Genomic DNA, 25,036 nt, shown 5'->3' with positions numbered 1-25,036 from the left:
GATATAATGAGGTAAATATTGTAACTTTTATTAAGGATAGAGAAGCATAAAATATAAGTAGTTTAGAAAAGTATATACATATTTTGGGGAGAATAACTGATAAAGTGAAGAGAATGAAGGGATGGATAAGGTTTGGGGAATAGTGAAATGTTAATGAATCAATTATTTCAGGGAATACAGTCTACTAATGATAGTTTGGAAGAAAAGATTATTTTACCGAATTTGACTGGCGGATATGATTTGAAAAGCAGAAGCGGAGAAGTAGTCGCGGAGTATCAGCCGTCTCCTGTTGAAGGTGGTGGCGTTATAATGGATGGTCATGGAGAAACAATTGCTCGTGTTCAAGAGAATGCGTATGATGGAACGACCTTTGATTTTGGAGGTGGACATACCGTTTCTTCTAGCCAAAATATGTATGGTGGGGAAACTTTTCATGATAATGTTGAAGGGATAATAGGGTACTCACAGCCTAATAGTTCGGGTGGCTTAACAATGAATACAGCTACGGGAGAAAAATTATATGATATGAACTCGAATCCACTAGGGGAAGGGATGACAATTGATACAAGTCCAGAATTCATATCCCCGAATATAGATATAGATGTGATTGATACTACTCATTTGGACGCTTTAGATGTAGTGAATAGTGTTGTGGATATAACGGATGCGGGTTCTATTTTGTCTACGTCTGTAGATGGATTAGATATTTTAGATTTGTTGGGGAATCTGTTTTGAGTTATATAAAAGAAAAAGAGCAAGCTGATAATCCAGTAGAGCTGTATTTAGAAACCAAAAAACAATTATATGAGCAACTTACTCATAATGTAGCAGAAGAAATTGAATCTTTTGTCGAGAGAGTAGGAGAGGCACTTTTCCAAAAAATTCATGAAAGTATTGAAAAACGGAATAAAATGCTAGAAGAAGAAGTCTTTAAGCCTTTACAAAATCCAGATAATAAAGAAATGTATTCACAATATATTACCCGTTTTTTTCAATTAACTCAGGTGGGCGAAATTAGAGATGAGCTGAAGGGGATACTAAGTTTTCCATATTTAGGGAAAGTGTATTATGAATTTCTTGAAGAAATATCAAAAAATCAACATGGACATTTATTTAAAAAATTATATTTTACAGGTAATGTTTTTGAGGGGTTAAAGAAAAGAATGAACCTTTCAATGGATACCACGATTAAAAACTTTCAAAATTACTATGAGGCATATGGTCAATATACAGAATTATTAAGAGATATACAAAGTAGGCTTCCAGGGAAAAAATTTGTGCAGCTTGTATCACAAATAATGGCATCGTTAATTATGGGGTTTGGAGGCTCCTTCTTAGTTAAAGGACTTGCAAAATTATTAGACCCAGATGCTTTAAAAATAGTAAACGCGCAAGAGAATGTACGACAAATGTGGGATAAATATAATGAACAGTTGAAGGTGGATCTGGAACAATTAAAAACCCATTATAAGTATGTTCAATTGAGTTTATATGGTGGCGCATTTGTAACTGTTAATAAGCAGCTGAAAAAGAGTGGCATAGAATTTCAAAAGTTATATTTGCAAGATAACGTTTATAAATTGCAATTAATTAAAGGTGAGCAAGGACAGGTAGTAACATGGGCAATAGAAACGATTTCTCATATACAATCTTTATTACAGAAAAAAGAAATTGACAAAGCAGTCCAAGTATCTAACCAGTTTTATCAACACGTTAGCAAGTATCCAATTATGGAACGAACAATTATAAAGAATGGGAAAAGTATTAAATATTATGCGAACTTATTAAAATTTGCAGCGCTTATGTGCAAATCGTTAGAACTATGCGAAAAAGAAAAGGATACTTTTATCACCTTTACTGCAGAGTTATTTAAACAATTACCGATGGTAGTTCATGATCATGATCTTAGGAATTTAGGTTTGATGACAAAGACTGAGTTTACAATGAAATTTTTGCATCATGGTTTGAAAGAGAATCAAAAATTAAATCTGATTTTGGACTATGAAATGCGTATGGTTAAACGAAAAGATGAGCATGATTTATATCCTGGTGAAGAATTAAAAGAGTTTAGCTCTTCTCAATACCTTGCTACTTTACTTGCTCGATTTATGAAATCGAAGCGTCAGAAAGTAAATTCTTTTTACCGAATATCACAAAATAAAGAGGTACCATTCGCTGTTATGATTAGTTTGAAAAGATTGTATAAAAAGACACAGGGATGGGATTCTTTCTATAAATATTTACTCGCTTGTACAACTAATGAAAGACTTTCAAAGACCTTCAATAAGGTGAAAGGTGTACTACAGGTTATAAAAAAAGATAAAAGAATCTATATTCCACTTGGCATGGTTATATTGATGCTATTTGGTATAAGTGGAATGTACTTGATGAAAGAGGACAATAACAGTGCTTGGCATGGAGAGAAAATAGTATGGCGTAGTAATGGAGAGAAGAGTTCTTCTCAAGAAAATACTACTCTTGCAAAAGAATCGGATGCAGATAAGTCAATTCCATCAATATCGGTGAATGATAGCGCTGGTTCTTCTTATAATTTTAAAGTTAAAACAAAGCAAGAACTAAAACAGGTTCTAGAAACAGCTTTAATTGACGGGAATTTGGGACCATTTGGATTGAATGTGATTGGACAAGAACAATCTGCAGTGAAACAAGAATTTGGTACACCTGATGCTTTACAGGAAGCAAAGTGTACAGCTTGTGATGCAGCTAATACTGTTACTTATGGTGATTATAACCTGGATATGTTTCCTTCAAAAGTTAAAAAAATTTGGTTACATATGAATATTCCTGTAAATGAGTTAAAGAGTTGGTTAGGTGAGCCGTATGGAATAGAAGAAGGGATAGATAGTGATGCCCTTGTATACCGCAAGGAGGGCTACGCTATCTATTTCAGTGTCGCTGATGGTTTTGTAAAACGCGTTGATATGTATAAAGGTGAATAAAATGCTGGAGATAAAAATACCCTCAAGATTTCATTCTTGAGGGTGTTTTTTACGCCTTCTTAAGCAACAAATACATAAAGTAAGGAGCACCAATTAAAGCGACAACAATACCTGCTGGGATACCGTTAGGTTCAACGATATTTCGTCCGATTGTGTCTGCTAATAGTAATAGCCATCCGCCGATTAAAAGGGCGATAGGCATGAAGATTTGATGCCTTGGACCTACTAAAGATTTTGCAATGTGAGGAGCCATTAGTCCAATAAAGCTAATTCCTCCTGTTACGGAAACAGCTGCAGCTGCAAGCGCAACGGCCGCCACTAATAAGTATCTGCGTTCTTTTTCAATTTCAATTCCAACGCCAATTGCGACTGGTTCGTTTAATGCTAGAATGTTTAATCGGTTTGCTTTATAGAAAACGAACGGAATGAATACGATTAACCATGGGAGCATTGCTAAAACGAAGATCCAGTCATCTCCCCAAATATTTCCGGCAATCCATTTGGCGATAAAGTCCACTTTCATACGATCTGCGGATGAAATAAGGACGATCATCATTCCAGATAGTGCAAATGCAAAACCGATACCGGTTAATGTTAATCGCACCGGCTGAAGTCCAGTTGATTTACTATATGAAAATACGTAGATTAGAACAGCTGTCAGAAACGCTCCGATAAATCCAACGATAGGTAGTAAGTAAAGAAATGAACCTACATCTATTGGAAAGTATAAGAAGAAAATAGCAACAGCAACACCGGCCCCAGAGTTGATTCCGAGAATACCAGGTTCAGCTAAATCATTTCGGGTAATTCCTTGCAGAATAGCTCCTGATAAAGCGAGAGCCATACCAGCTAATAATGTAATGATAATTCTAGGTAGCCTTAAAGAGTATAAAACGAACTCCTCTTTAAAAGTTCCTTGTCCCATTAACGTTGGGAGTAGTCGATCATAAGATAAAGATGCTGAACCGAGCCCCATTCCAATTACAATAGTTGTAATGGTTAGTATAAGTAAAGCGAGTATGATAAGACGTTGTTTTCTTAGAATAGATGGTATCATGAGAACATTTTTCCTCCTTTACGTACAATGAATAGGAAGAATGGTAATCCTACAATTGCGACAATAGCAGCAACTGGTGTTTCGTACGGAGCGTTAATGGTACGTCCGATTGTATCTGCAAGTAGCATAAAGGAAGCCCCAGCAATTGCTGACATCGGTATAACAAATCGGTAATCTGGACCGACAATTGGGCGTACCATGTGAGGTACCATTAAACCGATAAATGCCATATTTCCGACAAGTGCTACAGACGCACCTGCAAGTAAGATAATAATGATAAATAGAATGGTTTTAATAACAATAATTTTTTGACCGAGTCCAATAGCCACTTCTTCACTGAAACTAAGAACTGTCAATTTTTTTGCTAGTAAGATAGCGATAAAGATACTAATTGAAATGACTGGAATAATAACTTTCAATTGGCTCCAAGTAGTTCCAATTACGCCTCCAGCAGTCCAAAGTGATACATCTTGTGAAATTTTGAAGTAAATGCCGACTCCTTCTGAAATTGCGAGTAGAAATGCTGAAACGGCAGCACCAGCTAATACAATTCGAAGAGGGGAGAGACCGCCTTTTTTCACCATACCAATTCCAAATACCATAATTGCACCAACTGCAGCACCGATAAAGCAAGCTAATGTTAAGTAAAGATAGCTGATGGAAGGATTGAAAGCAAGTGTTAGTGCAAGCGCAGCATTTGCTCCACCAGATAGCCCGAGTAATCCAGGATCTGCAAGTGGATTTCTTGTTAATCCTTGCATAATTGCTCCAGAAACAGCAAGTCCAGCTCCTACAAAAATAGCGGCAACTTCACGGGGCAAACGTATTTCGCGAATGATAGATATTTTATCCCCTTTAGCGGAGGAAGTGAGTGCTGACCATACGTCTTTTATTGAAGTATCTGCAGCACCTAATACCATTGCTACCATAAAAATAAGAAAGAATGCAATTATGCTTAAAATTAATTTGTATGTAAAAGCTATAGAACGTGTATTGTCATGTTCTTTTGTCATTCGTTTCACATCTTTTCTTTTCATAGAATAAAGGAAGAGGAATTCTTAAAATAAGAATTCCTCATGTTTGTATTATTTACCAAGAAAGCTCTTCTTGAAGAAGTCTAGTTGGAAATCTAATGTAAGTGGATCGTTGAAATAGAATTCCATCATGTTTGCTTCGTATACACGATTATTTTTTACTGCTGGGATGTTTTTATATGATTCTGTCTCTTGGAATGAGTTATCAGTATCTTTGTTTTTACTTACGATTAAGTAATCACCAGCAAACTCAGGTAATACCTCAGTAGATAATGCGTAGTAACCTTCTTTTAATGCTTTTTCTTTTACTTTTTCAGGCATTTTTAATTTCATTTCTTGGTACAGAATTTCTGTTCCGCGGCCCCAGTTCTCGCCGTATACATAAAGCTGTTTGTTGAAGTTTTCTACAACAGAAACTGTAGCATCTTCACCGATTTTTGCTTTAATTTCTTTACCAGCTTCTTGTGCACGTTTCTTGAAGTCATCAACCCAAGTTTTTGCTTCTTTTTCTTTGTTTAATAACTTACCAATTTCTAAATGCTGTGTTAAGTAATCAACTTTTCCGTAAGTGTATGTTACAGTAGGAGCGATTTTCTTTAACTTATCAACATTTTTAATATTTGATAAACCGATGATTAAATCTGGATTTAGTTCAGCGATTTTTTCAACATTTTCATCTGATACTTCAGCAACGTCTTTAAGTTTGCTATCAAAACGTGGGTTTTGTTTAGACCATGAATCTACCCCAACAAGATTTACACCTAATGACATTACGTTACCAGCGAATGATGATAAAACAACAACGCGTTTTGGATTTGCAGGAACTTCTACTTTACCATTTTCAGATTGGTATGTAATGGTTTCTGATTTACTACCTTTTGCATCGTTCTTTTTGTCTGTAGAGCCATTGCTACAAGCGCTCATAACAAGGACGAAAAGAACTGTTAGTGAAATAAATAACTTTTTCATCGTCTGTCTCCTTTAAATAGATGATATGTGTATACAATAATTTGTTTAACTGCAATCTTTTTGAAAGAGTAGTGGTAATACAAAATGTTTATTAAAAATTTTGAATGTGAGATGTCACAATATAGTATTAACCATACTAATAAAAGAAGATGTAATCTCAAATTTTCTAATTATTAACAAATTGATAATGATTATCACTATTGATTCATTAAATAATATAATTTTATCTAGTTGTATTGTCAATAGTAATTTTAATTGTAAATTTTGCGGAAACAGGTTATATTTTATTGAGAATGATAATCAATGATTAGTAGCTGAGGAGTGAGCACGAATGAATCGAGAAGAATTGTTTGATGTAACTGTGATAGGCGGAGGACCTGCAGGGCTTTATTCAGCTTTTTATAGTGGACTCAGAGAAATGAAAACGAAAATAATAGAATTTCAACCACAGCTAGGTGGAAAAATACATGTTTATCCAGAGAAGATGATTTGGGATGTAGGAGGACTATTACCAGTTACAGGTGATAAATTAATTGAGCAACTTGTACAACAAGGGTTAACATTTCAGCCGGAAGTTGTATTAAATACAAAAGTAGAATCGATTATTCGTAATAAAGATGGCACTTTTACGTTAAAAGCAAACGATGGAAAAGAACACTTTTCAAAAACAGTTATTGTGGCAACTGGAAGTGGTATATTGAAACCACAAAAGTTATCAATTGAAGGTGCTGAGCGATTTGAAGTATCGAATTTAAATTATACAGTGAAGTCTTTAAAGCGTTTCAAAGATAAAACGATCATTATTTCCGGCGGAGGAAATTCTGCCGTTGATTGGGCAAATGAATTAGAACCAATCGCGAAAAAAGTATATGTAACATATAGAAAAGAAGAATTATCTGGTCATGAAGCACAAGTGAAGCAACTGCTGAACAGCTCAGCTGAGTGTTTCTTTCATACATCGATTACAAAATTAATTGCTGGTGATAGTCATGAAGCGATTGAATATGTAGAATTAACGAATCATGAGACAGGTGAAGTTTCTCATTTACCTATTGATGAAGTTATTATTAATCATGGATATGAACGTGACATTACATTATTAGAAAATAGTGAGTTAGACGTTGCGATTATAGATAATTTTTATATTGCAGGGAATGCAAATAGTGAGTCTTCAGTAGACGGATTATATGCTGCTGGGGATATTTTAAAGCATGAAGGAAAATTACACTTAATTGCGGGAGCATTCCAAGATGCTGGAAATGCTGTGAATAAAGCGAAACAATTTATTCAGCCAGATGCAAGTGAGTATGGAATGGTTTCTTCGCATAATGAGGTATTTAAGAAGAGAAATCGAGAATTGATTAAGCAGATGATGAAATAGTAAAGGAACAAGTATACCCCCATTTACTTCTCTATTCGAATGACGAGAGAGGTAAATGGGGGTTTTCCTGTTTACTATATTTTCAATCATTATAATGACACCGGTTTCATCAGTTCATGTGACATGAACGTTTTATTTATAAATCTCCCTAGAAAATAATGAATCTATGTTTTGCTGACGCAGAACTGTATTACATTATGCTGTTCCTTTAGCTCGTTCGTTAGGAAATGGCATGTTTAATATAGAAGCAATGTACTGTTTTCCATGCATTCGAGCTAATGATTCTAATATTTGGCGAACACGTTTTGTAAGATGACCTTGTTTTTTTATTTCCTCACAATATGCGTCATAGAAAACGTATTTAGCCCAAAGGAAATCATCTTGTTGGAATAAGAAATGATTTTTGTACCATTCTCCAATTGTATGGTAACAATTGTTTTCCTGTATTGCTACGCTTTGAGAAAGAATACGATCAGATAAAGATGCAGTTAAATGAGAAATTGTGTTTTCTGTTTCAATTTGTAATGTTTTTTCTAACATTGTAATGATGTGACGAGTAGCCATATGTTAACTCTCCTTTGTGTAAATGGGTAATACCATTCTATATTTAAAAAATTCTTACTATACACTATTATACAATATATGGAATGCATCTACCTGCTTTTTAGGTTGCATTTACAAAATCTTTTTTATTTGTTTACAAAAATAAAGTAAGATACAGTATATAGGAAAAAATAATAAAGGAATGAACGAGTTGTATATAACAGTAGAAGAAGCTGCGGAGTATTTGAATTTACCAAAGTCGTATATTGAAGAGTTAATTCAGCAAAAGAAAATTCGTGCACTATTTGATGGAGAGCAATATTTATTAAATAAAGAACAATTCAATACACATTTAGAACAAATGGAGAAATATAAGCAATTAGTGGAAGAAATATTGAACGAACCAATTCCAGAAGATATGGATATTAAAGACGAAGATTAAACTATGGGAAATCCCTTATGAAGATATGCAGAAATGTATCTTCATAAGGGATTTTTTTGTTTAAAGATATTAAAAGCATAAGGAGTTCTTAGCCTTTCCTCAAATTTTGATAGGTAGTAGTCTACCATGTTAAAAGCATATTTTTTTCTAGCTAGGACAAACATAGAGAACGTAACCTGTACAGATACATATACTATCAGTGCAAAAGCTTATAAATTAATGGAAGGGGTTTTCTCGTGAGTTTATTTCATTGTGATTTTTTGAAAGACTTAATTGGATCTTTTGTGAGAGTAAACAGGGGTGGTCCAGAATCTCAAAAAGGAACAATAATATCAGTATGTCCGGACTACTTCGTATTGCAGAATGAAAAAGGTGAACTTTATTACTATCAACTTAAACATCTAAAGAGTATCACAAAAAATGCGAAAGAATGTGGATCAAGTGATTGCGAGTGGGAAGATTGCGCCTGTGCAGAAGACTTTGAAGAACTGCTTGAAAGTTTCAAATATTGCTGGGTGAAAATTAATCGCGGTGGTCCAGAGAAAGTGGAAGGCATTTTACAAGATGTTTCTTGTGACTTCGTAACATTAATCGTAAAAGAAGAAATTATCTTAATTGCAATAAAGCATATTAAAAGTGTTAACTATAATGCTTTAGCTTGTGGAGAGAGCGATGAGAGCGACGATAGTAAGGAAAGTAGCAATAATTCAGGTCGTGCTCGTGCACAAAGACAATCAAGTAGAGGAAGATAATAAGAAAGGGGGATACGAAATTGGAGAATGTATTATGTTGTGACCAAATTAAATGTTTAGTTGGTGAGACTGTCAAAGTAAACCTTCGCGGACCAGAAAGTCGAGTTGGTGAGCTTGTATCGTTAGGCAAAGATTATCTAACGTTACAATTACCACATGGTGAATTAGTATATTATCACTTGAAGCATGTGAAGAGTCTAGTTAAGAAAGTAAAAGAAAGTAAATGTGGTGATTGCTATAGTTCATGTTTCTGCTCTGATGAGGATACTTTTCTAGATATATTAAAAGACTTGAAGTATAAGTGGGTAAAAATTAATCGTGGTGGTCCAGAATGTGTGGAAGGTTTGTTAAGTGAGGTACACCATGGCTGCATTACACTAGTAAACTGCGATGAAGTGATTTATGTAGTTAAGTCTCATATTAAGAGTGTGAGTCAAGTAGTTAAATGTAAAAAGAATGAAGATGAATAATGTTTAATAAATAAGAGGGGCATTATGAGGGAAAGAGAAGAACAATTTCTTATTTCAATAGTATGAAAAGGAATTACTTACTATTAAAACAGAACTTTGCCCTGATTATTTTTTTAGAAATGAAAGACAGGAAAGAAGAAATTCATAGGAAGGAGGATATAGATGAATGAGTTAAACAAAAGTATTGGAGAAAATATATATGTTAAATTAATTGGTGAAAAAAGGTTTAAAGGTGTATTAATAGACGTAGGAAATGATATCGTTGTTCTTTACAATGGACAAGACTACGTATATATATCTTTATACCATGTACAATATTATAAATTTTTACGATCACATGATGAAGAAATCTTAAAACCAGATGTGGATTCTGTAATTAAGAGAGAGTCACCTTCAATTTCTTTGAGGAAAGTATTAAGTACTTCCAAAGGGATTTTTACGGAAATTTATGTAGCAGGAAATGCTCCAATACATGGGTATGTTACAAGTGTAATGAACGATTATATTGTTTTTTATAGTCCAGTTTATAAAACTGTATATATATCTTTAAAACACTTGAAATGGTTAATTCCGTATAAAGAAAATCAAGTGCCTTACGCCCTCAATAAAAATGAACTCCCCGTGAATCCCTTAAATATTACGTTAGCTCGAACGTTTGAAGAACAACTTATTAAAATGTCTGGAAAAATTATGGTGTTCGATTTAGGTGAGGAATATAATAAAATCGGAAAGATGGCGAAGATTGATGAAGGGCATATTGAAATATTAAAAGCGCGTGATGCGAAAATGTATGTAAATATTCAACATGTAAAATCTGTCCATTGTCCGTAAGTTAATTGAAAGGGCTGGCTTTTTCTTTTATATGCAGAAGAAAAGGTCGAGCCTATTTGTTTAGCTTGATCTGAATATGAGGGGAAAAATGAATTGAATATAAATATGTTAGTATGGCTGTTGAAGAGGAAATTTTGTACTAAATTATAAAGAATATGTACGAGCTATCTTTTGATGTATTCAATTTATTTTTTTGAGGGAGAACTGCTTAACTAATATATTAAAGGGGTTTTGTTGGTGGAGCAGTTTCCAAATTCGTTATCGATTACATTACTTGGTAGTGCTGGTGGAGCAGCAAAAGCAGTTTTAGCGATTTTAAATCAAGCGATAGTAAATGAAAAAGACCCGATTTATGAAGTGATAAAGAATGTTACATTTTATTTGGTTGATATAAAACAAAAAGATAGGACGTATTATGACGAGTTGTTTCCAAATTTGGAAGATCAATTGTTTTTATCCGAAATAGATCTCCAAGATGTAGTGACATTTAAAAAACATTTAAAAGAAAGTAGTACGAGCGTTGTGATTGATGTTTCAGGGGCAGATACGATCAGAGTATTAAGCTGTTGTAATGAACTTGGAATTTGTTATATTAATTCAGCTTTGGAAAACGAGGCAGTAGATCAGGACGATAGTTTAATCGGCTTTCAGCTTACGGAAAGATATACGAGATTTGAGAAGGAAAAAGATAAATTTAAAAATACAAAAGCAATTATAGGCTCAGGTATGAATCCAGGTGTCGTTCAATGGATGGTTGTTGAACTTATGAAGGAACGCCCGAATGAAAAGCCAAGAGCATGCTATATAGTAGAACATGATACGTCATTTTTGAATGATACAGCACTTATAAAGCCTCATACACTGTATGCTTCATGGGCAGTAGAGCGATTTCTAGATGAAGCGATATGGAGTTATCCGATGTATATGAGTCATCATCGTCCTCTTTACTTTTATGAAGATGTATATGCTTCAGAGTATAAAGTAAAGTTGGGAGAGAAAGAATTTTATGGTTGTTTGATGCCGCATGAGGAAGTTTTAATTTTAGGGAAAAACTTTAATATGGAAGTAGGGTTTCTTTACCGAATTAACGAGTATACAACAAATATAATTAGACAGAACTTAGATAAGGTAGAAGATCTATGGAATTGGAATCGTAAAGTATTTAATCCAGCCGAAGAAGAGATTGCGGGCGAGGATCTAGTCGGTGTATTACTCGTTTATGAAAATAGCGAGACCTATATGTATAACGTGATGAATAGCAGTCAAGTTTTTCATAAATATAAAACGAATGCGACATACTTCCAAGTAGGATGTGGCATTTATGCTGGCTTGTGTAGTTTACTGTTCGATAACTTTAAACAAGGTGCCTATTATGTAGAGGAATTATTATTAAATACAGAAAGTAAGTACGGAGAATATTTGAATTTATATATGAATGATTTTGTAGTTGGTGGAAATGACTTTACGGATGGATTGCTACATGATCGAGTAAGGTGGATATAAATTGTGATGAAAAGGAAGGGGAAATCTCCTTCCTTTTCTCGTTATAAGGTTACAGATTGCTCTGAAAGTAATTTCCTTATCATTTAATGAGATAATATGTAGAGTTTTTGTATTGATCATGAGGAGTAGCAAGGAAGTATTGCGATTCAAAGTAGCGGAGAGCTAGGAATGAAGGTGGAGATTTTTTTACCGATAGCATAATGCGCTAGAAGAAAATATTTTTCAGAAAAGTGTTCTTGTTGCGTAAATATAAACATTTTATAAAATGTTTCGAGAAGGGTTTTTTTTATAAAATACTTCGTTTATAATGGAGGAAAATATCGACATGAGATTTGTTATTCATGTAACGGTTCGGTAGTGTTAGAAAAAGAAGGGGTGCACGCGCATCCTTTTTTCTATGCAGATATTATGAAAGAGGTGGTATGATGGAATTAACATTAAATTCGACTGTATGCTTACACGCGATTCAATTTCGAAAAGAGCAAAAGAATTATATTGTAAAAGATACAATTACAGGAGAAAAATATGAAATGCCGCCACTTTGGATTGATGCATTGGCAATGATGCGTGACGGTTTTTTATTAGGGGAAATTGAGGAGAAATTAAAAGAAGAGTATCCGGAAGAAGAAATAAATATGTTAGCATTTACGAGGCAACTGTTAGAGCTAGAACTTGTCGGAATGGTCGATGGGGAAGAAATAGCTTGTACAAAGAAGAAAGAGAAAGATTATTTAGCTTGGTTACGTCCTCGCGTTGAGCAATTCTTTCTTAGTTTAAATAAAAGAAATAGAAGCAAAGGTCAATGATGATCTTTGCTTTTTTGTATAGTTTGTTTAAAAAATTACAGCGAATGCTCTTGCGAAAGCACCGTCGCTATTTTTAATTTTTAAAGGTGCCGCTGAGAAAAAGAAACGTTTCGCATTAATGGCATCTAAGTTTGTTAAGTTTTCGATTAAATAAATATTATTCCCAAGTAGTATGTGATGAATTGGCGATGTTTCTGTCGTTACCTCGTCAGGAGAAATGAAATCTAAACCGACAGATTTTACTTTTAATTGAACTAATTCTTCAGCTAATTCTTCAGAAAGATAAAAGGCTTCTTGTTCATACGCTTCTGTATTCCATTTATTAGATAGGTTGGAATGGAAAATGACAATATCACCTTCTTTTATGTCAGCATTGTGTAATACTTCTTTAGGTAGTTTTCGTTCTTGTACATGAGTTACGTCGATAAGAACAGCTTCACCTACAAATTGGTCTAGGGGCAATTGATCAATAGTCGTTGCGCCTGAAATGAAATGAGCAGGAGCATCACAATGTGTACCAACATGAACGACAGAATGAAAATCTGTAACTTGATAACCTGTTTCTTCAACGCTTGTAATGGCTTCTAAATTGATTTTTGGTGTTCCAGGAAATTGAGACATATTGTTTTCAAATGTTTGGGATAGGTCAATTACTTTCACTTTAAATACCTCCAAGTATATATTTTGAAATATAAAAAACTCACCTTTCATAATCAAGAAAGATGAGTTTTGCACACAATAGTTACGTTTTATCTTTCAAAATGCAATGCATTTTGCAGGAATTAGCACCTATTCAGTTTGTATAAACTGAGGTTGCTGGGCTTCAAAGGGCCGGTCCCTCTGCCTCTCTTGATAAAGGTATATTCAATTCAAAGTTCGGAATTTTCGTGATAATAAAATTGTAATTCATTTCCTTTTTCTGTGCAACACAAAATAGGTATTCACCCAAATAAAGTTGCTCGCATATTGTAGCTTATGTAAATAGAATGCTGCGAAGGAGTGAGTGCAGTGACAGGGAATGTATTGAATTATTATGCTGGTGGAAATACAGCTAGAGGATTTCATAATTTATATGAAGAGAATTTAAAAGGACTAAACAGATTATTTATTTTAAAGGGTGGACCTGGAACGGGAAAATCTTCTTTAATTAAGGTAATAGGTCGTGAATGGGTTGAAAAGGGATATGATATTGAATTTTTACACTGTTCTTCTGATAATAAATCGGTTGATGGTGTCATTATCCCGAAGTTAAAAGTAGGAATTGTTGATGGAACATCACCGCATGTTATTGAGCCAAAAATGCCAGGAGTTGTCGAGGAGTATATTAATTTAGGAATTGCTTGGGATTCAGATAAGTTAAGAAAGCAGAAAGTGGAAATTGAACGATTTGTTTCAGAAGCAAGCAAAGCTTTTCAAGCTGCTTACGCTCGTTTTAACGAGGCATTAGTTATACATGATGAGTGGGAGAAAATATATATTAGTAATATTGATTTTAATAAAGCGAACGAACTAACCGAGCAGCTCATTCAGAAATTATTTACAGATAAAGTTGGGAAACAATCGCTTGTGAAACATCGGTTTTTAGGAGCAGCTACACCGAAAGGAGCAGTTGATTTTGTTCCTAATTTAACAGAAGGATTACCACATCGTTATTTTATAAAAGGACGCCCAGGTTCTGGAAAATCAACAATGCTCAAAAAATTAGCTAAGGCAGCAGAAGAAAAAGGATTTGAAGTTGAAGTATATCATTGTGGGTTTGATCCAAATAGTCTTGATATGGTGATCGTAAGAGAATTAGGGTTTGCGATTTTCGATAGCACGGCACCACATGAATATTTTCCGAGCCGCGAAGGTGATGAAATTATAGATATGTATGCCCTTATTGTAACACCAGGGACGGATGAGAAGTACGCGGAGGAAATTCGTGACGTCTCTATTCAATATAAAGCAAAAATGAATGAGGCGATGTCTTTTTTAGCGAAAGCGAAATCAGTTCGTGATAAATTAGAACGAATTTATATTGCTGCTATGGACTTTTCAAAAGTAGATGCATACAAAGAGGAGATCCAAAAAGAGTTTGAACGAATTGCGGTTAGTGTAACTGAAAAGAACAAGTAAAAAATAACGAATTTTGACAGGCTGTCGGGAATTTTCTGACAGCTATTTTAGTATGTAGTAAACTTAGTAATATATTTGTCGAATTTCCAAGGAAATAATCAAAAAATGGAGAGGGTATGAAATGAGAGAGAATATTAAGTTGGAGTTAGAACGAATTGAGAAAGAAAATGATGTGAAAATTTTATTCGCTGTGGAGTCAGGGAGTCGTGCATGGGGATTTCCATCAAAAGATAGTGATTATGATGTTAGATTCGTTTATATGCACCCGGTAGAATGGTATTTATCCATTCATGATAAACGAGATGTAATTGAGTATCCGATTAGTGATGATTTAGATATAAGCGGATGGGATATTAAAAAAGCGTTACAACTATTTGCAAAGTCAAACCCAGCTTTACTCGAATGGATTCGATCACCCATTTTTTATTCGAAAAACTCTAATTTTCCAGAACAGCTTCAGCAAATGAGTGAAAAGAACTTCGATCCGAAAGCAACGATATATCATTACTTACATATGGCTTCAAAAAATTATCGTGAATTTTTGCAAGGTGAGAATGTAAAATTAAAAAAGTACTTTTATGTATTGCGTCCTATTTTGGCTTGTAAGTGGCTAGAGGAGAAAACAACTTTGCCTCCTGTAGAATTCGATCGATTAATTACAGAATTATCATTGGAGCGTAGCGTATTAGATGAAATTGAACAGTTGTTAATAAAGAAAAAGGCAGGTACTGAATTAGATGTTGGATTAAAAATTGATGTGTTGAATCAATTTTTAGAAGAACAAATTCATTACTATCAGCAATATGTAAAAGGAATTGAAAAGGGATCAGGGATCGATATTGAGAGTTTAAATACATTGTTTCGAGATATGTTGTTTGCGGTATACGAAAAAGAGCACAAGTAAGTTTGTGCTCTTTTTATTTTGTAGGAATAAAGAAAACAGATATAGCTGCAAGAAGACCTGCAAATGAGAATAAGTAAAAATTCCATACTAAGTCATATTGCATTGTCATAATAATACCGACAAGAATAGGACCAGTAATTGCGCCAACTCGGCCAAGTCCAAGTCCCCAGCCTAAGGAAGTAGCTCGGATATGGGATGGGAAGTATTGTGTCACATATGCATTTAATATTTGAGTAATACCGACCGATCCAATTCCAGCAAGACCAATTAAAAGATAAATGATTGTAACAGATGGTTTAATTGTTAATAGTCCAATACATACAGCTGCCATAAGATAGGAAATGCTAATAACAATTTTGGCTCCTATACGATCTGCGATTGCTCCAGCAAATAATGCACCGATAGCGGCGGTAATATTTAGCATAAGTAGAAATGATAAACTAGATCCAAGAGGATATCCTGCCTGTCGCATCATCTGAGGTAACCAAGTATTTAAACCGTATATTAAAAACATCCCCATTATATAAGTGATCCAAAAAAGCAGCGTTGCTTTTATGTATTCTTTTGAGAATAAAGTAAGAAATCCATTTTTCTTTCGTATATTAGATGGGGGTTGATGAGTTTTCTCTTTTGCATGGAATTCAATTTGAAAACGATTAAGAATTTTATCCACTTCTTCTTGGCGGTTACGTGATAACAAAAATTGAATGGATTCAGGTAAATAACGAATAATGAAAGGAATGAGGAGTAGTGGAATCATTCCGATGCCAAACATAATTCTCCATCCGAAGTCTTCTAACATAAACATGGACAAAATAGCGCCTAACACGATACCTAAAGGATAGCCAGTAAACATAAGAGCATAAATAAAAGATTGTCGCTTTTTGGGTGAATATTCAACAGTAAGTGCGGAAGCTGTTGGAATGACACCGCCTAGTCCAATTCCTCCGATAAATCGCCATAGTCCAAATAATTCAGGAGAAGGAGCAAGTGCAGCTAGGCCCATTGTAGTAGAAAAAAGTGCTAAACAGCATATAAGTGTCCATTTTCGTCCAATTAGATCTGTAATAGTTCCAACTAGAATAGCGCCAATAAACATTCCAAACAAAGCATAGCTGGCAATTGTACCAGCATGAGCTGGTGATAGTGCCCAGCTGTTGTCTTCCAGTAGCTTAGGCAGAACGGCCCCGTAAATACCTAAATCATAGCCGTCAGCTAGAATGGCTAGCCAACAAATAAAAACAACAAGCTTTGTAATAGAGTTCGAAAAGATAGTTTTTGTAGATTCTGGATGAGGTGGAGCTGAAGGTTGCATAATGTTCACCCCTTTTGATTTGTAGATGAATATATTATTTCATTTGATGTTAATATTTCCCTTCTTATGTCGGAATTTATATGAAAAAGTTTTATAGCAAATAAAGAAGTTCAACAGTCATTCTGTTGAACTTCTTTATTTATTTACTCATTATCAACTCGTTTTAACGGTTGATCTGCCGGACCTTCAATAACATCTCCTTCAATTGAAAAACGGGAACCGTGGCAAGGGCAGTCCCAAGTACAATCACCATTATTCCATTCCACTTCGCAGCCGAGATGTGTACAAGTTGTATCGACAATATGTAATTTTCCATCTTTGTCCTTATAAGCACCTGCTCGTTTCCCGTTAACATGTACGACAGATCCTTCACCAACTTCGAGATCTTCTGGCTTACGTAATGCAGTTTCAATCTTTCCTTCAATTAAATGTTTCGCAACATCAATGTTTTGGGAGAAGAACGTTTTTATATCTGGATTTGCATGAAAGCGTGAAGGTGCATATAGTTCTTTATATGGACTATCTACTTTTAGAATGGAATCCTTCAGTAAATGAGCAGCAGCAGTTCCAGTTGTCATCCCCCATTTACGATATCCAGTTGCAACAAATATATTTGGATTGCTCTCGTTAATATGTCCGATATAAGGGACCTTATCTAGCGTGATTAAATCTTGTGCTGACCATCTATAAGGAACCTCATCTACCCCAAACGTTGCTTCTGCAAAAGAATACAGTGCTTCATAATGAAGCATCGTGTTTATTCCTTGGCCTGTTTTATGACTTTCTCCGCCAATTAAAATTAATTTTTCCCCATTGCTTGTTGTGTAGCGTAAGGAGCGTTTTGGGTCATCAATACTTAAATACATGCCACCTGGATAATCTGTTTTTGTTTTAATAGCAAGAGCATAAGAGCGTTCTGCGTACATTCGCGTAAAGAAAAAGCTATTCGCATCATAAAAAGGAAAGTGTGAACAAGAGACAACATATTCACACGTAATGCGATGTCCGTCCTTTGTAATGACTTGTGGAGAATCTCCTTTTTCTACATCCATAGCAGTCGTTTGTTCATAAACTTTTCCACCCATCTCCACAAACTTTTCTAAAAGCGTTTTCAAATAAAGAAGGGGATGAAACTGGGCTTGATTTTTCATGACAAGTGCAGATTGTACTGGAATTGGAATCGATAGAGATTGAACATAGTCACAAGGTATATTTAATTTTTGATAAGCTTCATATTCTTTCGATAAATTTCTTAATCCCTTATCAGTAGTTGTATATAAATATGAATCTTCATTTGAGAAATTACAGTCGATTTTATATGTTTGCAAAGTTTCATTAATAAATTGTAGGGCATGATTATTTGATTCATAGTAAAGCCCGGCCTTTTCCATACCGAAATGGTTTATTAATTCATCATAAATAAGATCATGTTGCGCTGTTATCTTCGCTGTTGTATGTCCAGTCGTCCCGTTTAAAATAAGACCAGAATCAATTAATACAACATCGATGCCTTCTTTTGCAAGTAAATAGGCAGTAGTAATACCTGTAATACCAGCACCTATAATAGCGACTTTTGTCTTTATATTTTCAGATAAAGGGGGAAAAGCAGGGAGTTGAGTAGATTCAATCCAATAAGATGATGGGAATTGTGGAAATGTATCGCTTGTCATTAAGGAAACCTCCTGATTTAGAACAATTTTCCTTTTAATATTTCCATATGAGATGAAATTCATGTGTGCTGTTTTAGAGGAAGGCTATTTTTATTTAAAAGAAAGATAAAATTATTTCAGTATAATTATTAGGTCTTGTTGGTATGAAGAGGTAGAAGTTGTGTAAAGCTTAAATTTAAGTGAGTGTATTTGTTGTTTACACAGAGAGTTCTTGAATAAGATAGAGTCTATAGCATGTCAAGGTACGTATATGTATAATAGATGAAACCTTATAAAATATGTGTTTTTTCTTTATTGAAATAAAGTATAATTATAAAAATATAACCAACTTTTATTACTAGGTCATAAAAGTTATTGACAATGTAGAAATTCTATTGATATGATTCATCATGTGGAAAGGTTGATAGAGAGTAAAAAGATAAATGTTTTTCATTGATAATAAAAGCGAAAAATAAGTGACGATAGAGTGAGTATATTTTCCTTATACTAGATGCTTTTTAATCACCTAGTAAAATCAATCTGGAAGCAAGAATTGATATATGTAAGTTGCGCAAGGCGCGGCATAAGAAAGGGGCAAAAGGATGAAGGAGCTTCATACGTTTGGGTGGTATGCAGCACGTGTATCACCACATTTGCCGAAAAAAGCATTTAAACCAGTTCCTACTCGTTTATTTGGCGGACTGGCTTATTTACTTGTGGCATTGGCGGGGTTAATATCGATTGGTGTATTTGAATTGAATGTGTGGGCTAATCTAGGAATTGCGATCGTTCTTGGATTATGTTTTGCTTCACTTGGGTTTTTAGGGCATGAAATTTTACATGGAACTGTTGTAAGAAAGGCATGGCTTCGTGATTTCTTAGGAGCGATTGCATTTATGCCATTATCAACAGGTCCTAAACTTTGGCGAAAGTGGCATAATGCAACGCATCACGTTCATACACAACATGAAGAGAATGATCCAGATGCATGGCCTACACTTGAGAAGCTTAAAAAGAGTAAGTTTTTGAGCTGGGTATATCGCATGCCTCTTCATGTACGTTCATTCTTTAGTTTTCTGTCACTAACAATTCAATTTACATTGCATTCGACTCGAATGTTCTTTCATTTTATAAAAGAGTTTAAGTCATCCAATCAAAAATCTGTATGGCTTCAACTTCTTTTGCCTTGGACTGTTTGGATTAGTTTATTGTTTATTATGGGACCTGGAAAATGGTTATTTGCATATGTGATTCCATTGTTAATTGCTAACTTTATTGTAATGGCATATATCGCAACAAATCACCGCTTAAATCCAATTGTTCCAGTAAATGATCCGTTAGCAAACTGTTTATCAGTAACAGTGCCGCGTTGGGTAGACGTTTTACATTTCAATTTCTCATATCATACAGAACATCATTTGTTCCCTGCTATGAGCTCTAAATACTACCCGTTAGTAAAAGAGAAAATTAAAGAAATGTGGCCGGAACGCTATCATGAGATGCCGATGACAAAAGCTTTGGCAGCGCTATGGAATACACCACGTGTGTATTATCAAGGAAGTGAATTAGTGGATCCGCATAGAGAGCATTTCTATGGTTCTTTAGGAAATGGGCTAGATCCTCATAATATTTCATATCGTGAGGAACATATAGAGGAAGAAGAGAGTATTAAAAAAGTAAATCAGTAAATATATATACATTTTGAAAAAAGCAAGCTACTGAAAAGTAGCTTGCTTTTTGTTATTTTGTAGCTTGATATACTTTTTGCATGTAGTAGTAACTTTTCTTGAGTCGTGATGTATATTCGACAACATCACCCCATTTTGAATAGTTATACATAGCGTATTCTCCATCTTGTGCAGTTGTAATGTTTTCAGCTCCAATTTGAACTGTAAAGCCAATTGCGTTAATAATTTGTTTCGTAGTTAAACCATCTATTTCTTCATTTGCATAAATATCACCAATAAATTCTTTTATATTTGGTGCCTTCGCATTTAATAACATCCAAGGAATCCGAATCTCAATTGTCTCTTTTTTCGGAGTAGAAAAATCTGCAAGTGAGTTGTAATCAGCACTATCTGGATTACTATTTCCCATAGTTAATGCTCCGACATTAAATTTTTCAAATGGCAATTGTTCCTGAGTTAGTGGTAATGTAATTGGTAAACTTAACGCTGTATAAATAGGAGAGAATTGTCCGCTATTTTTTTCTGGTTTTGTATAAGGAACTAGATTTCGTTGGAAACCAAATTCATAAGAGAATACATCATAATAAGAATCAACAAGTACTTGATTAGATTGTCCGCCGTGCAAATCAATTTTAAAATCAGCGCCTTCTCTCATAGAAAGGCCGTTAAATTCTTTATTTCCTTGTTCAGGTAATATGTTTACTCCAATTGTAATAGGTTCCTCTTCAAGAGGTCTAGCTTTTGGACGATCAATGGATAAGTATAAATAGGACTCATCGTGTGTTACGAAAGTCGTGTAACCATTCTTATCCCCAATTTTTGTTTTTGTTTTCCAATCACTCGTATCACCATCGACATTAATAGTATGGGATTCAAATGATAGCAAACCGAAATGTTGTTCAGGAACTTGTACGTTGTTCCAATGTGGGCGTTCTTCCGTATTATCATATTTAGTTGTATTCCAAGAGAATTTAAACCATTCATCTTGCCAAATGAATACAATACCGCCGGCCAATTTCGCCTGAATAATATCTTCGAAGAGCTCTGCATTACGTTTCCCTTGTTCATCTTCATTCATATGCCCTTGGTCTTTTCCATGTATATTTTTATGAGAAATACCTCGGGATCCTGGGATACCAAATTCCGAAATAACAACAGGCATTTCATGTGAATCATGCAAGTCTTTTAAATAAGCAGCGTAACTATTGGATTGCCCTCGATGGTCTTTGAAATTTGCTTTATCTGGATCGAAATTTAAGAAGTCAGGGTAATAAGGATACACGTGATAAGAGGCAAACGCCCCGCTTGGGTAATTCTTATTAGCAAAGATATGATTTGGATTTATAGATACAGCATCTTCACCGATGAACGGTTCAGCAGGGTGATCTAGTAAATCTGTTGTAACCCAGTTGGAAAAAGCGATAGGCTGAGCGGTCTCATATTTGCTAATAGAATATTGAGCGATATGATTCATTCCTTCAGCTAGCCAAATTTCAAATGGACTAGCATTCTTTGCTTCGAAATATTTACCCTTAAATGAAGTTTTATCAGCATGTTTTTTATTTGTTTCGATGACCATGTCAGGATCCCACTCAATCCCGAGAATCCAACCAGCTAAATATTGTGACACATCATAATTATATTCACCGTAAGCATGTCCTTTTTCAGCAGCGATTGTTGTATTACCATGAATTACATCGGCTGTTCTTTCAATATTTTTAAAGAGTTCATTTTTTGATTTGTAAGCATCTTTTGTTTCTAACAGTTGTTCTTCTTCAACCCATACACCATGGAAGAAATATAAAGGTTGTTTTGCTTGTTGGTTAAATTCAAATAAAGCTTCGTAAAAAGCAGGAGGGTGAATGGTATAAATACGAATCGTATTTGCACCCATTTCGCTAATTTGTTTCAACCATTTTTTATATTCTGCTTTTGTAATTGCAGCATCACCTGGAAATGCCCCTGGTTTTGCCATACCTAGGTTCACACCTTTAATTGTCCAATCTTCCCATTTGCCTCCTGTATAATGTTGAAGGTTTTGCTTATTTCGCTCTGCTTTAAAACCATATGAAATATTATCTGCAGGGTTTTTTAGGAATGTTGGTTGCAATCGGTGTTTTGTTGCATCTATGCCGAAAATAACAGCTAAAATAATTAGGATGAAGGTGATTCTTCGCAGCCACCAAAAACGCTCTGAGGATTGATTTTCAAGCGATTTACGCTTCATCTTCCCCCAACCTTTAATTCGGAAAAGACTTTGAAACAGTCCTAAAAATCGGTACCAAACAGTCAGTGGACGATACCAAAATGATTCAGTTAACGACCAGAGAAGTAAGAGTGTGAAATCTTTAATGCTATTTTGCTTTTTCATACTCCATTCTTCTAATAAAACAACTCCTACGGATAGGAATGATCCGTATAGTACGGTAGCAGCTAACAGTAAAAATACATATTCTGTGAAAATTTCATCGAATAGTAAATGATACAGTAGTAGTAAATAGCCAAGTATTTCAATAATAGGACCGAGCCATTCTAGTAATAAATAAAAAGGCATTGCAATCATACCGAAAGCTTTATATTTTGGACGGAATAAAATATCTTTATGGCGCCATAAAGTTTCACCTAAACCACGGTGCCAACGACTCCGTTGTTTGCGGAAGGTTGTTAAATCATCGGGAGCCTGTGTCCAGCAAATTGCGTTTGGGTTATAAATGATTTTCTTTTCTTCTCCATCCTGTAAAGCTTTTTTATGAAGGTGAACGACAAGCTCCATATCTTCTCCGACAGTTTTTCGCTGATAACCTCCAACACGAATAACTTCTCCTTTATCGAAAATACCAAATGCACCAGAAATGATAGGAAGAATATTATACTTGCTCCATGCTAAGCGACCAAATAAGAATCCACGCAAATACTCGATAATTTGCATGAGCGCAAGAGGTTGTTTTGGAAGACGATTTTCAATCATTTGTCCATTTTGTATGTAAGAACCGTTCACAATTCGAACACTCCCGCCAGTTACCATAACTTTTTCTGGAGATTCATAAATTGGTTTCATAGCTTTCATAAGTGCATCACGTTCTAAGAGAGAATCAGCATCTAATGAACAAACGTACGGATAGTTGGAAATATTGATACCTGCATTTAATGCATCTGCTTTGCCGCCGTTTTCTTTATCGACAACGATAATTTGTTTATTAACAGATGAGCGATATATTTTTCGAATAGTCTCTGTTTCCAATTGTAATCTAACCACGTTCTGAATTTCGTATAGTTGGAAATGATCTTTTAATTGTTCTAACGTATCATCGCTTGATCCATCGTTTACGACGATTACCTCAAACTCAGGGTATTCTAAAGTTAAAAGTGATTGGACACTTGATACGATAGTGACTCCTTCGTTATAGGCAGGAACAATAATAGAGACAGGTCGAGTAATACCAGACTGTAAATAATGAAGTAATTCCCTATTTTCATCACGTTCTCTTTTTTTTCTTAAGGTGAATGCAGAAATCAGAAATATAGCTGTATAGAATAAGATAGCAACACCCATGTATAGTAAGAAGAGCCATTGTGAAATTTTTAAAAATATATCAAGATAATGCATATGTTGTCACATCCTTTCGTGCTAAAGCCTCTAATGCACTTTCACGTGCGAAACGATCAGGGTGATGTAATGCAATTTCAATATACTTTTCTTGCCAGTTTGAATAATATTGAATTGCATGTTGGACTTCACGACGTATCCACCAAGATTGATGCCCTGCTTGTTCTAGTAAATAAGGGAAGTATCCTTCATCTTTAAAGGGGGTTATTACACGAATAAGCATGAGGTGAATTTGCCAACTGTCCTTTTTAAATAAATGTTCAATGTGCTCTTTTGTTTCTGTTTTAGGCATTAACTTTGAAATAGCATGTAACGAGCGAATAATAATTTCCTCATCTTCATTCATTAAGTTTTGAATGAGGAAAAGATAGTAGCTATTTTCTTCCCGTGTACCGATTGCATTTAAAATTTCATATTGAAATTGTTTAGGTAATGTATGGAAAAACTCAACCCAAACAGAAAAATTTTCAGTTTGAGAAATACTTAAAGCGATCATAGTGATGGGAATAGAGTCATGGACTCTTGTAGCAAGTAAAATTGCTTGCCTTGTGTTTAATGTACTTAATGTAGTAAATGCTTGATGCTGGATAGATCCAGATGTTTGAGTGCATATATCTTTTACCTCATTTTCAAACTCTTTTATTTTGAAGAAAGAAATAATATCTAATATATTTTGTTTTTCTATATGAGTGCCGTGAACTAATTTTTCTTTATAATGGGGAAACAAATAGACTTGTAATAAATGATGAATGCGCTGTTTTTCATCAATCCCGGATACGAGCTGTGTAGCTTTAATGCAGAGAGATTCTAGTGCGTGAATATCTGCTGTATGTTCAATTTTGAAATCATGGCATTTATTATGCATGATAAATTCATATAGAGATTTTCTATTTTCTTCTTTCCATTTATTATTTTTTCTTTTGAAATTTCTACTACGTAATTTTAGTGAAATTAAATATATATACGCTATAAGAATAGCAACTATTAAAAAGATAACTATGGATTGT

At 34.5% G+C, this 25,036-nt stretch carries 21 protein-coding genes and 1 riboswitch; of the genes, 12 read left to right on the top strand and 9 right to left on the bottom strand.

Going from position 1 to position 25,036, the window contains the following annotated elements; all coding sequences use genetic code 11:
- Nucleotides 1-132 precede the first annotated feature (132 nt).
- Both PDQ40_RS19815 and PDQ40_RS19810 read left to right on the top strand, forming a co-directional pair.
- Nucleotides 133-735 (top strand): hypothetical protein, encoded by a 603-nt coding sequence (locus tag PDQ40_RS19815; RefSeq protein ID WP_014297624.1) that lies wholly within the window; start codon nt 133-135, stop codon nt 733-735.
- Complete coding sequence (locus tag PDQ40_RS19810) at nt 732-2,960, top strand: hypothetical protein (protein WP_000120378.1); 2,229 nt, start codon at nt 732-734, stop codon at nt 2,958-2,960. The genes PDQ40_RS19815 and PDQ40_RS19810 overlap by 4 nt, the downstream gene beginning before the upstream one ends.
- A 49-nt stretch (nt 2,961-3,009) precedes the next feature.
- On the opposite strand, the gene PDQ40_RS19805 is transcribed toward PDQ40_RS19810, so the two are convergent.
- Genes PDQ40_RS19805 through PDQ40_RS19795 form a run of 3 tightly spaced genes read right to left on the bottom strand, consistent with a single transcriptional unit; the run spans nt 3,010 to nt 6,020 of the window.
- On the bottom strand, nt 3,010-4,017 hold the full coding sequence (locus PDQ40_RS19805) for a FecCD family ABC transporter permease (RefSeq protein WP_000613088.1): 1,008 nt from the start codon (nt 4,015-4,017) through the stop codon (nt 3,010-3,012).
- On the bottom strand, nt 4,014-5,054 hold the full coding sequence (locus tag PDQ40_RS19800; RefSeq protein WP_000823048.1) for a FecCD family ABC transporter permease: 1,041 nt from the start codon (nt 5,052-5,054) through the stop codon (nt 4,014-4,016). Before PDQ40_RS19800 ends, PDQ40_RS19805 begins: the two co-directional genes overlap by 4 nt.
- A 48-nt stretch (nt 5,055-5,102) precedes the next feature.
- Nucleotides 5,103-6,020, bottom strand: coding sequence for an iron-hydroxamate ABC transporter substrate-binding protein (locus PDQ40_RS19795; protein WP_000732578.1), 918 nt, complete (start codon nt 6,018-6,020; stop codon nt 5,103-5,105).
- Between the two features lie 331 nt (nt 6,021-6,351).
- On the opposite strand from PDQ40_RS19795, the gene PDQ40_RS19790 reads away from it, so the two are divergent.
- Nucleotides 6,352-7,401: an NAD(P)/FAD-dependent oxidoreductase gene (locus PDQ40_RS19790; RefSeq protein ID WP_001078293.1), complete on the top strand. Its 1,050-nt coding sequence runs from the start codon at nt 6,352-6,354 to the stop codon at nt 7,399-7,401.
- A 195-nt stretch (nt 7,402-7,596) separates the two neighbouring features.
- On the opposite strand, the gene PDQ40_RS19785 is transcribed toward PDQ40_RS19790, so the two are convergent.
- Nucleotides 7,597-7,965: a hypothetical protein gene (locus PDQ40_RS19785; RefSeq protein ID WP_000235473.1), complete on the bottom strand. Its 369-nt coding sequence runs from the start codon at nt 7,963-7,965 to the stop codon at nt 7,597-7,599.
- A gap of 181 nt (nt 7,966-8,146) precedes the next feature.
- On the opposite strand from PDQ40_RS19785, the gene PDQ40_RS19780 reads away from it, so the two are divergent.
- From PDQ40_RS19780 to PDQ40_RS19755, 6 genes are all read left to right on the top strand, one after another.
- The gene (locus PDQ40_RS19780) at nt 8,147-8,386 is read left to right on the top strand and encodes a helix-turn-helix domain-containing protein (RefSeq protein ID WP_205602248.1); all 240 of its coding nucleotides are present in this window, start codon (nt 8,147-8,149) and stop codon (nt 8,384-8,386) included.
- A 236-nt stretch (nt 8,387-8,622) separates the two neighbouring features.
- A complete protein-coding gene (locus PDQ40_RS19775) occupies nt 8,623-9,138 on the top strand; it encodes a hypothetical protein (RefSeq protein WP_000051521.1) in 516 nt (171 codons plus the stop codon).
- A 20-nt stretch (nt 9,139-9,158) separates the two neighbouring features.
- The gene (locus PDQ40_RS19770) at nt 9,159-9,608 is read left to right on the top strand and encodes a spore coat protein (RefSeq protein WP_000432501.1); all 450 of its coding nucleotides are present in this window, start codon (nt 9,159-9,161) and stop codon (nt 9,606-9,608) included.
- A gap of 162 nt (nt 9,609-9,770) precedes the next feature.
- Nucleotides 9,771-10,439: a hypothetical protein gene (locus PDQ40_RS19765; RefSeq protein ID WP_001004282.1), complete on the top strand. Its 669-nt coding sequence runs from the start codon at nt 9,771-9,773 to the stop codon at nt 10,437-10,439.
- 237 nt (nt 10,440-10,676) lie between these two features.
- The gene (locus PDQ40_RS19760; protein WP_000434741.1) at nt 10,677-11,942 is read left to right on the top strand and encodes a hypothetical protein; all 1,266 of its coding nucleotides are present in this window, start codon (nt 10,677-10,679) and stop codon (nt 11,940-11,942) included.
- 425 nt (nt 11,943-12,367) lie between these two features.
- On the top strand, nt 12,368-12,748 hold the full coding sequence (locus PDQ40_RS19755) for a hypothetical protein (protein WP_000424100.1): 381 nt from the start codon (nt 12,368-12,370) through the stop codon (nt 12,746-12,748).
- Between the two features lie 27 nt (nt 12,749-12,775).
- Here PDQ40_RS19755 and PDQ40_RS19750 read toward each other — a convergent pair whose 3' ends face one another.
- Nucleotides 12,776-13,408, bottom strand: a complete 633-nt coding sequence (locus PDQ40_RS19750) for a cyclase family protein (RefSeq protein WP_000862960.1) — start codon at nt 13,406-13,408, stop codon at nt 12,776-12,778.
- Nucleotides 13,409-13,494: 86 nt separating this feature from the next.
- A riboswitch (SAM riboswitch) is annotated at nt 13,495-13,607 on the bottom strand.
- A gap of 149 nt (nt 13,608-13,756) precedes the next feature.
- On the opposite strand from PDQ40_RS19750, the gene PDQ40_RS19745 reads away from it, so the two are divergent.
- Complete coding sequence (locus tag PDQ40_RS19745) at nt 13,757-14,866, top strand: PRK06851 family protein (protein WP_000147495.1); 1,110 nt, start codon at nt 13,757-13,759, stop codon at nt 14,864-14,866.
- A 121-nt stretch (nt 14,867-14,987) separates the two neighbouring features.
- Nucleotides 14,988-15,770, top strand: a complete 783-nt coding sequence (locus tag PDQ40_RS19740) for a nucleotidyltransferase domain-containing protein (protein ID WP_001208934.1) — start codon at nt 14,988-14,990, stop codon at nt 15,768-15,770.
- A 13-nt stretch (nt 15,771-15,783) separates the two neighbouring features.
- On the opposite strand, the gene PDQ40_RS19735 is transcribed toward PDQ40_RS19740, so the two are convergent.
- Complete coding sequence (locus tag PDQ40_RS19735) at nt 15,784-17,085, bottom strand: MFS transporter (RefSeq protein WP_001183120.1); 1,302 nt, start codon at nt 17,083-17,085, stop codon at nt 15,784-15,786.
- A 143-nt stretch (nt 17,086-17,228) separates the two neighbouring features.
- Entirely contained in the window at nt 17,229-18,755 is a 1,527-nt protein-coding gene (locus PDQ40_RS19730) for an FAD-dependent oxidoreductase (RefSeq protein ID WP_000199956.1), read from the bottom strand.
- 581 nt (nt 18,756-19,336) lie between these two features.
- On the opposite strand from PDQ40_RS19730, the gene PDQ40_RS19725 reads away from it, so the two are divergent.
- Complete coding sequence (locus PDQ40_RS19725) at nt 19,337-20,422, top strand: fatty acid desaturase family protein (protein WP_000661225.1); 1,086 nt, start codon at nt 19,337-19,339, stop codon at nt 20,420-20,422.
- A gap of 52 nt (nt 20,423-20,474) precedes the next feature.
- On the opposite strand, the gene PDQ40_RS19720 is transcribed toward PDQ40_RS19725, so the two are convergent.
- Together PDQ40_RS19720 and PDQ40_RS19715 are read right to left on the bottom strand one after the other, a co-directional pair.
- Nucleotides 20,475-24,029 carry a glycosyltransferase family 2 protein gene (locus tag PDQ40_RS19720; protein ID WP_270691597.1) on the bottom strand — a complete coding sequence of 1,185 codons (3,555 nt, stop codon included), beginning with the start codon at nt 24,027-24,029 and terminating at the stop codon, nt 20,475-20,477.
- Nucleotides 24,016-24,894 carry a HEAT repeat domain-containing protein gene (locus PDQ40_RS19715; protein WP_229136775.1) on the bottom strand — a complete coding sequence of 293 codons (879 nt, stop codon included), beginning with the start codon at nt 24,892-24,894 and terminating at the stop codon, nt 24,016-24,018. Before PDQ40_RS19715 ends, PDQ40_RS19720 begins: the two co-directional genes overlap by 14 nt.
- Between the last annotated feature and the right edge of the window lie 142 nt (nt 24,895-25,036).

It is taken from the genome of Bacillus cereus group sp. Bc061 (assembly GCF_027715825.1).
Taxonomy (GTDB): Bacteria; Bacillota; Bacilli; order Bacillales; family Bacillaceae_G; genus Bacillus_A; species Bacillus_A paranthracis.
Note: the sequence above shows the minus strand (reverse complement) of the source record. Positions and strands in the feature narration are given on the sequence as shown.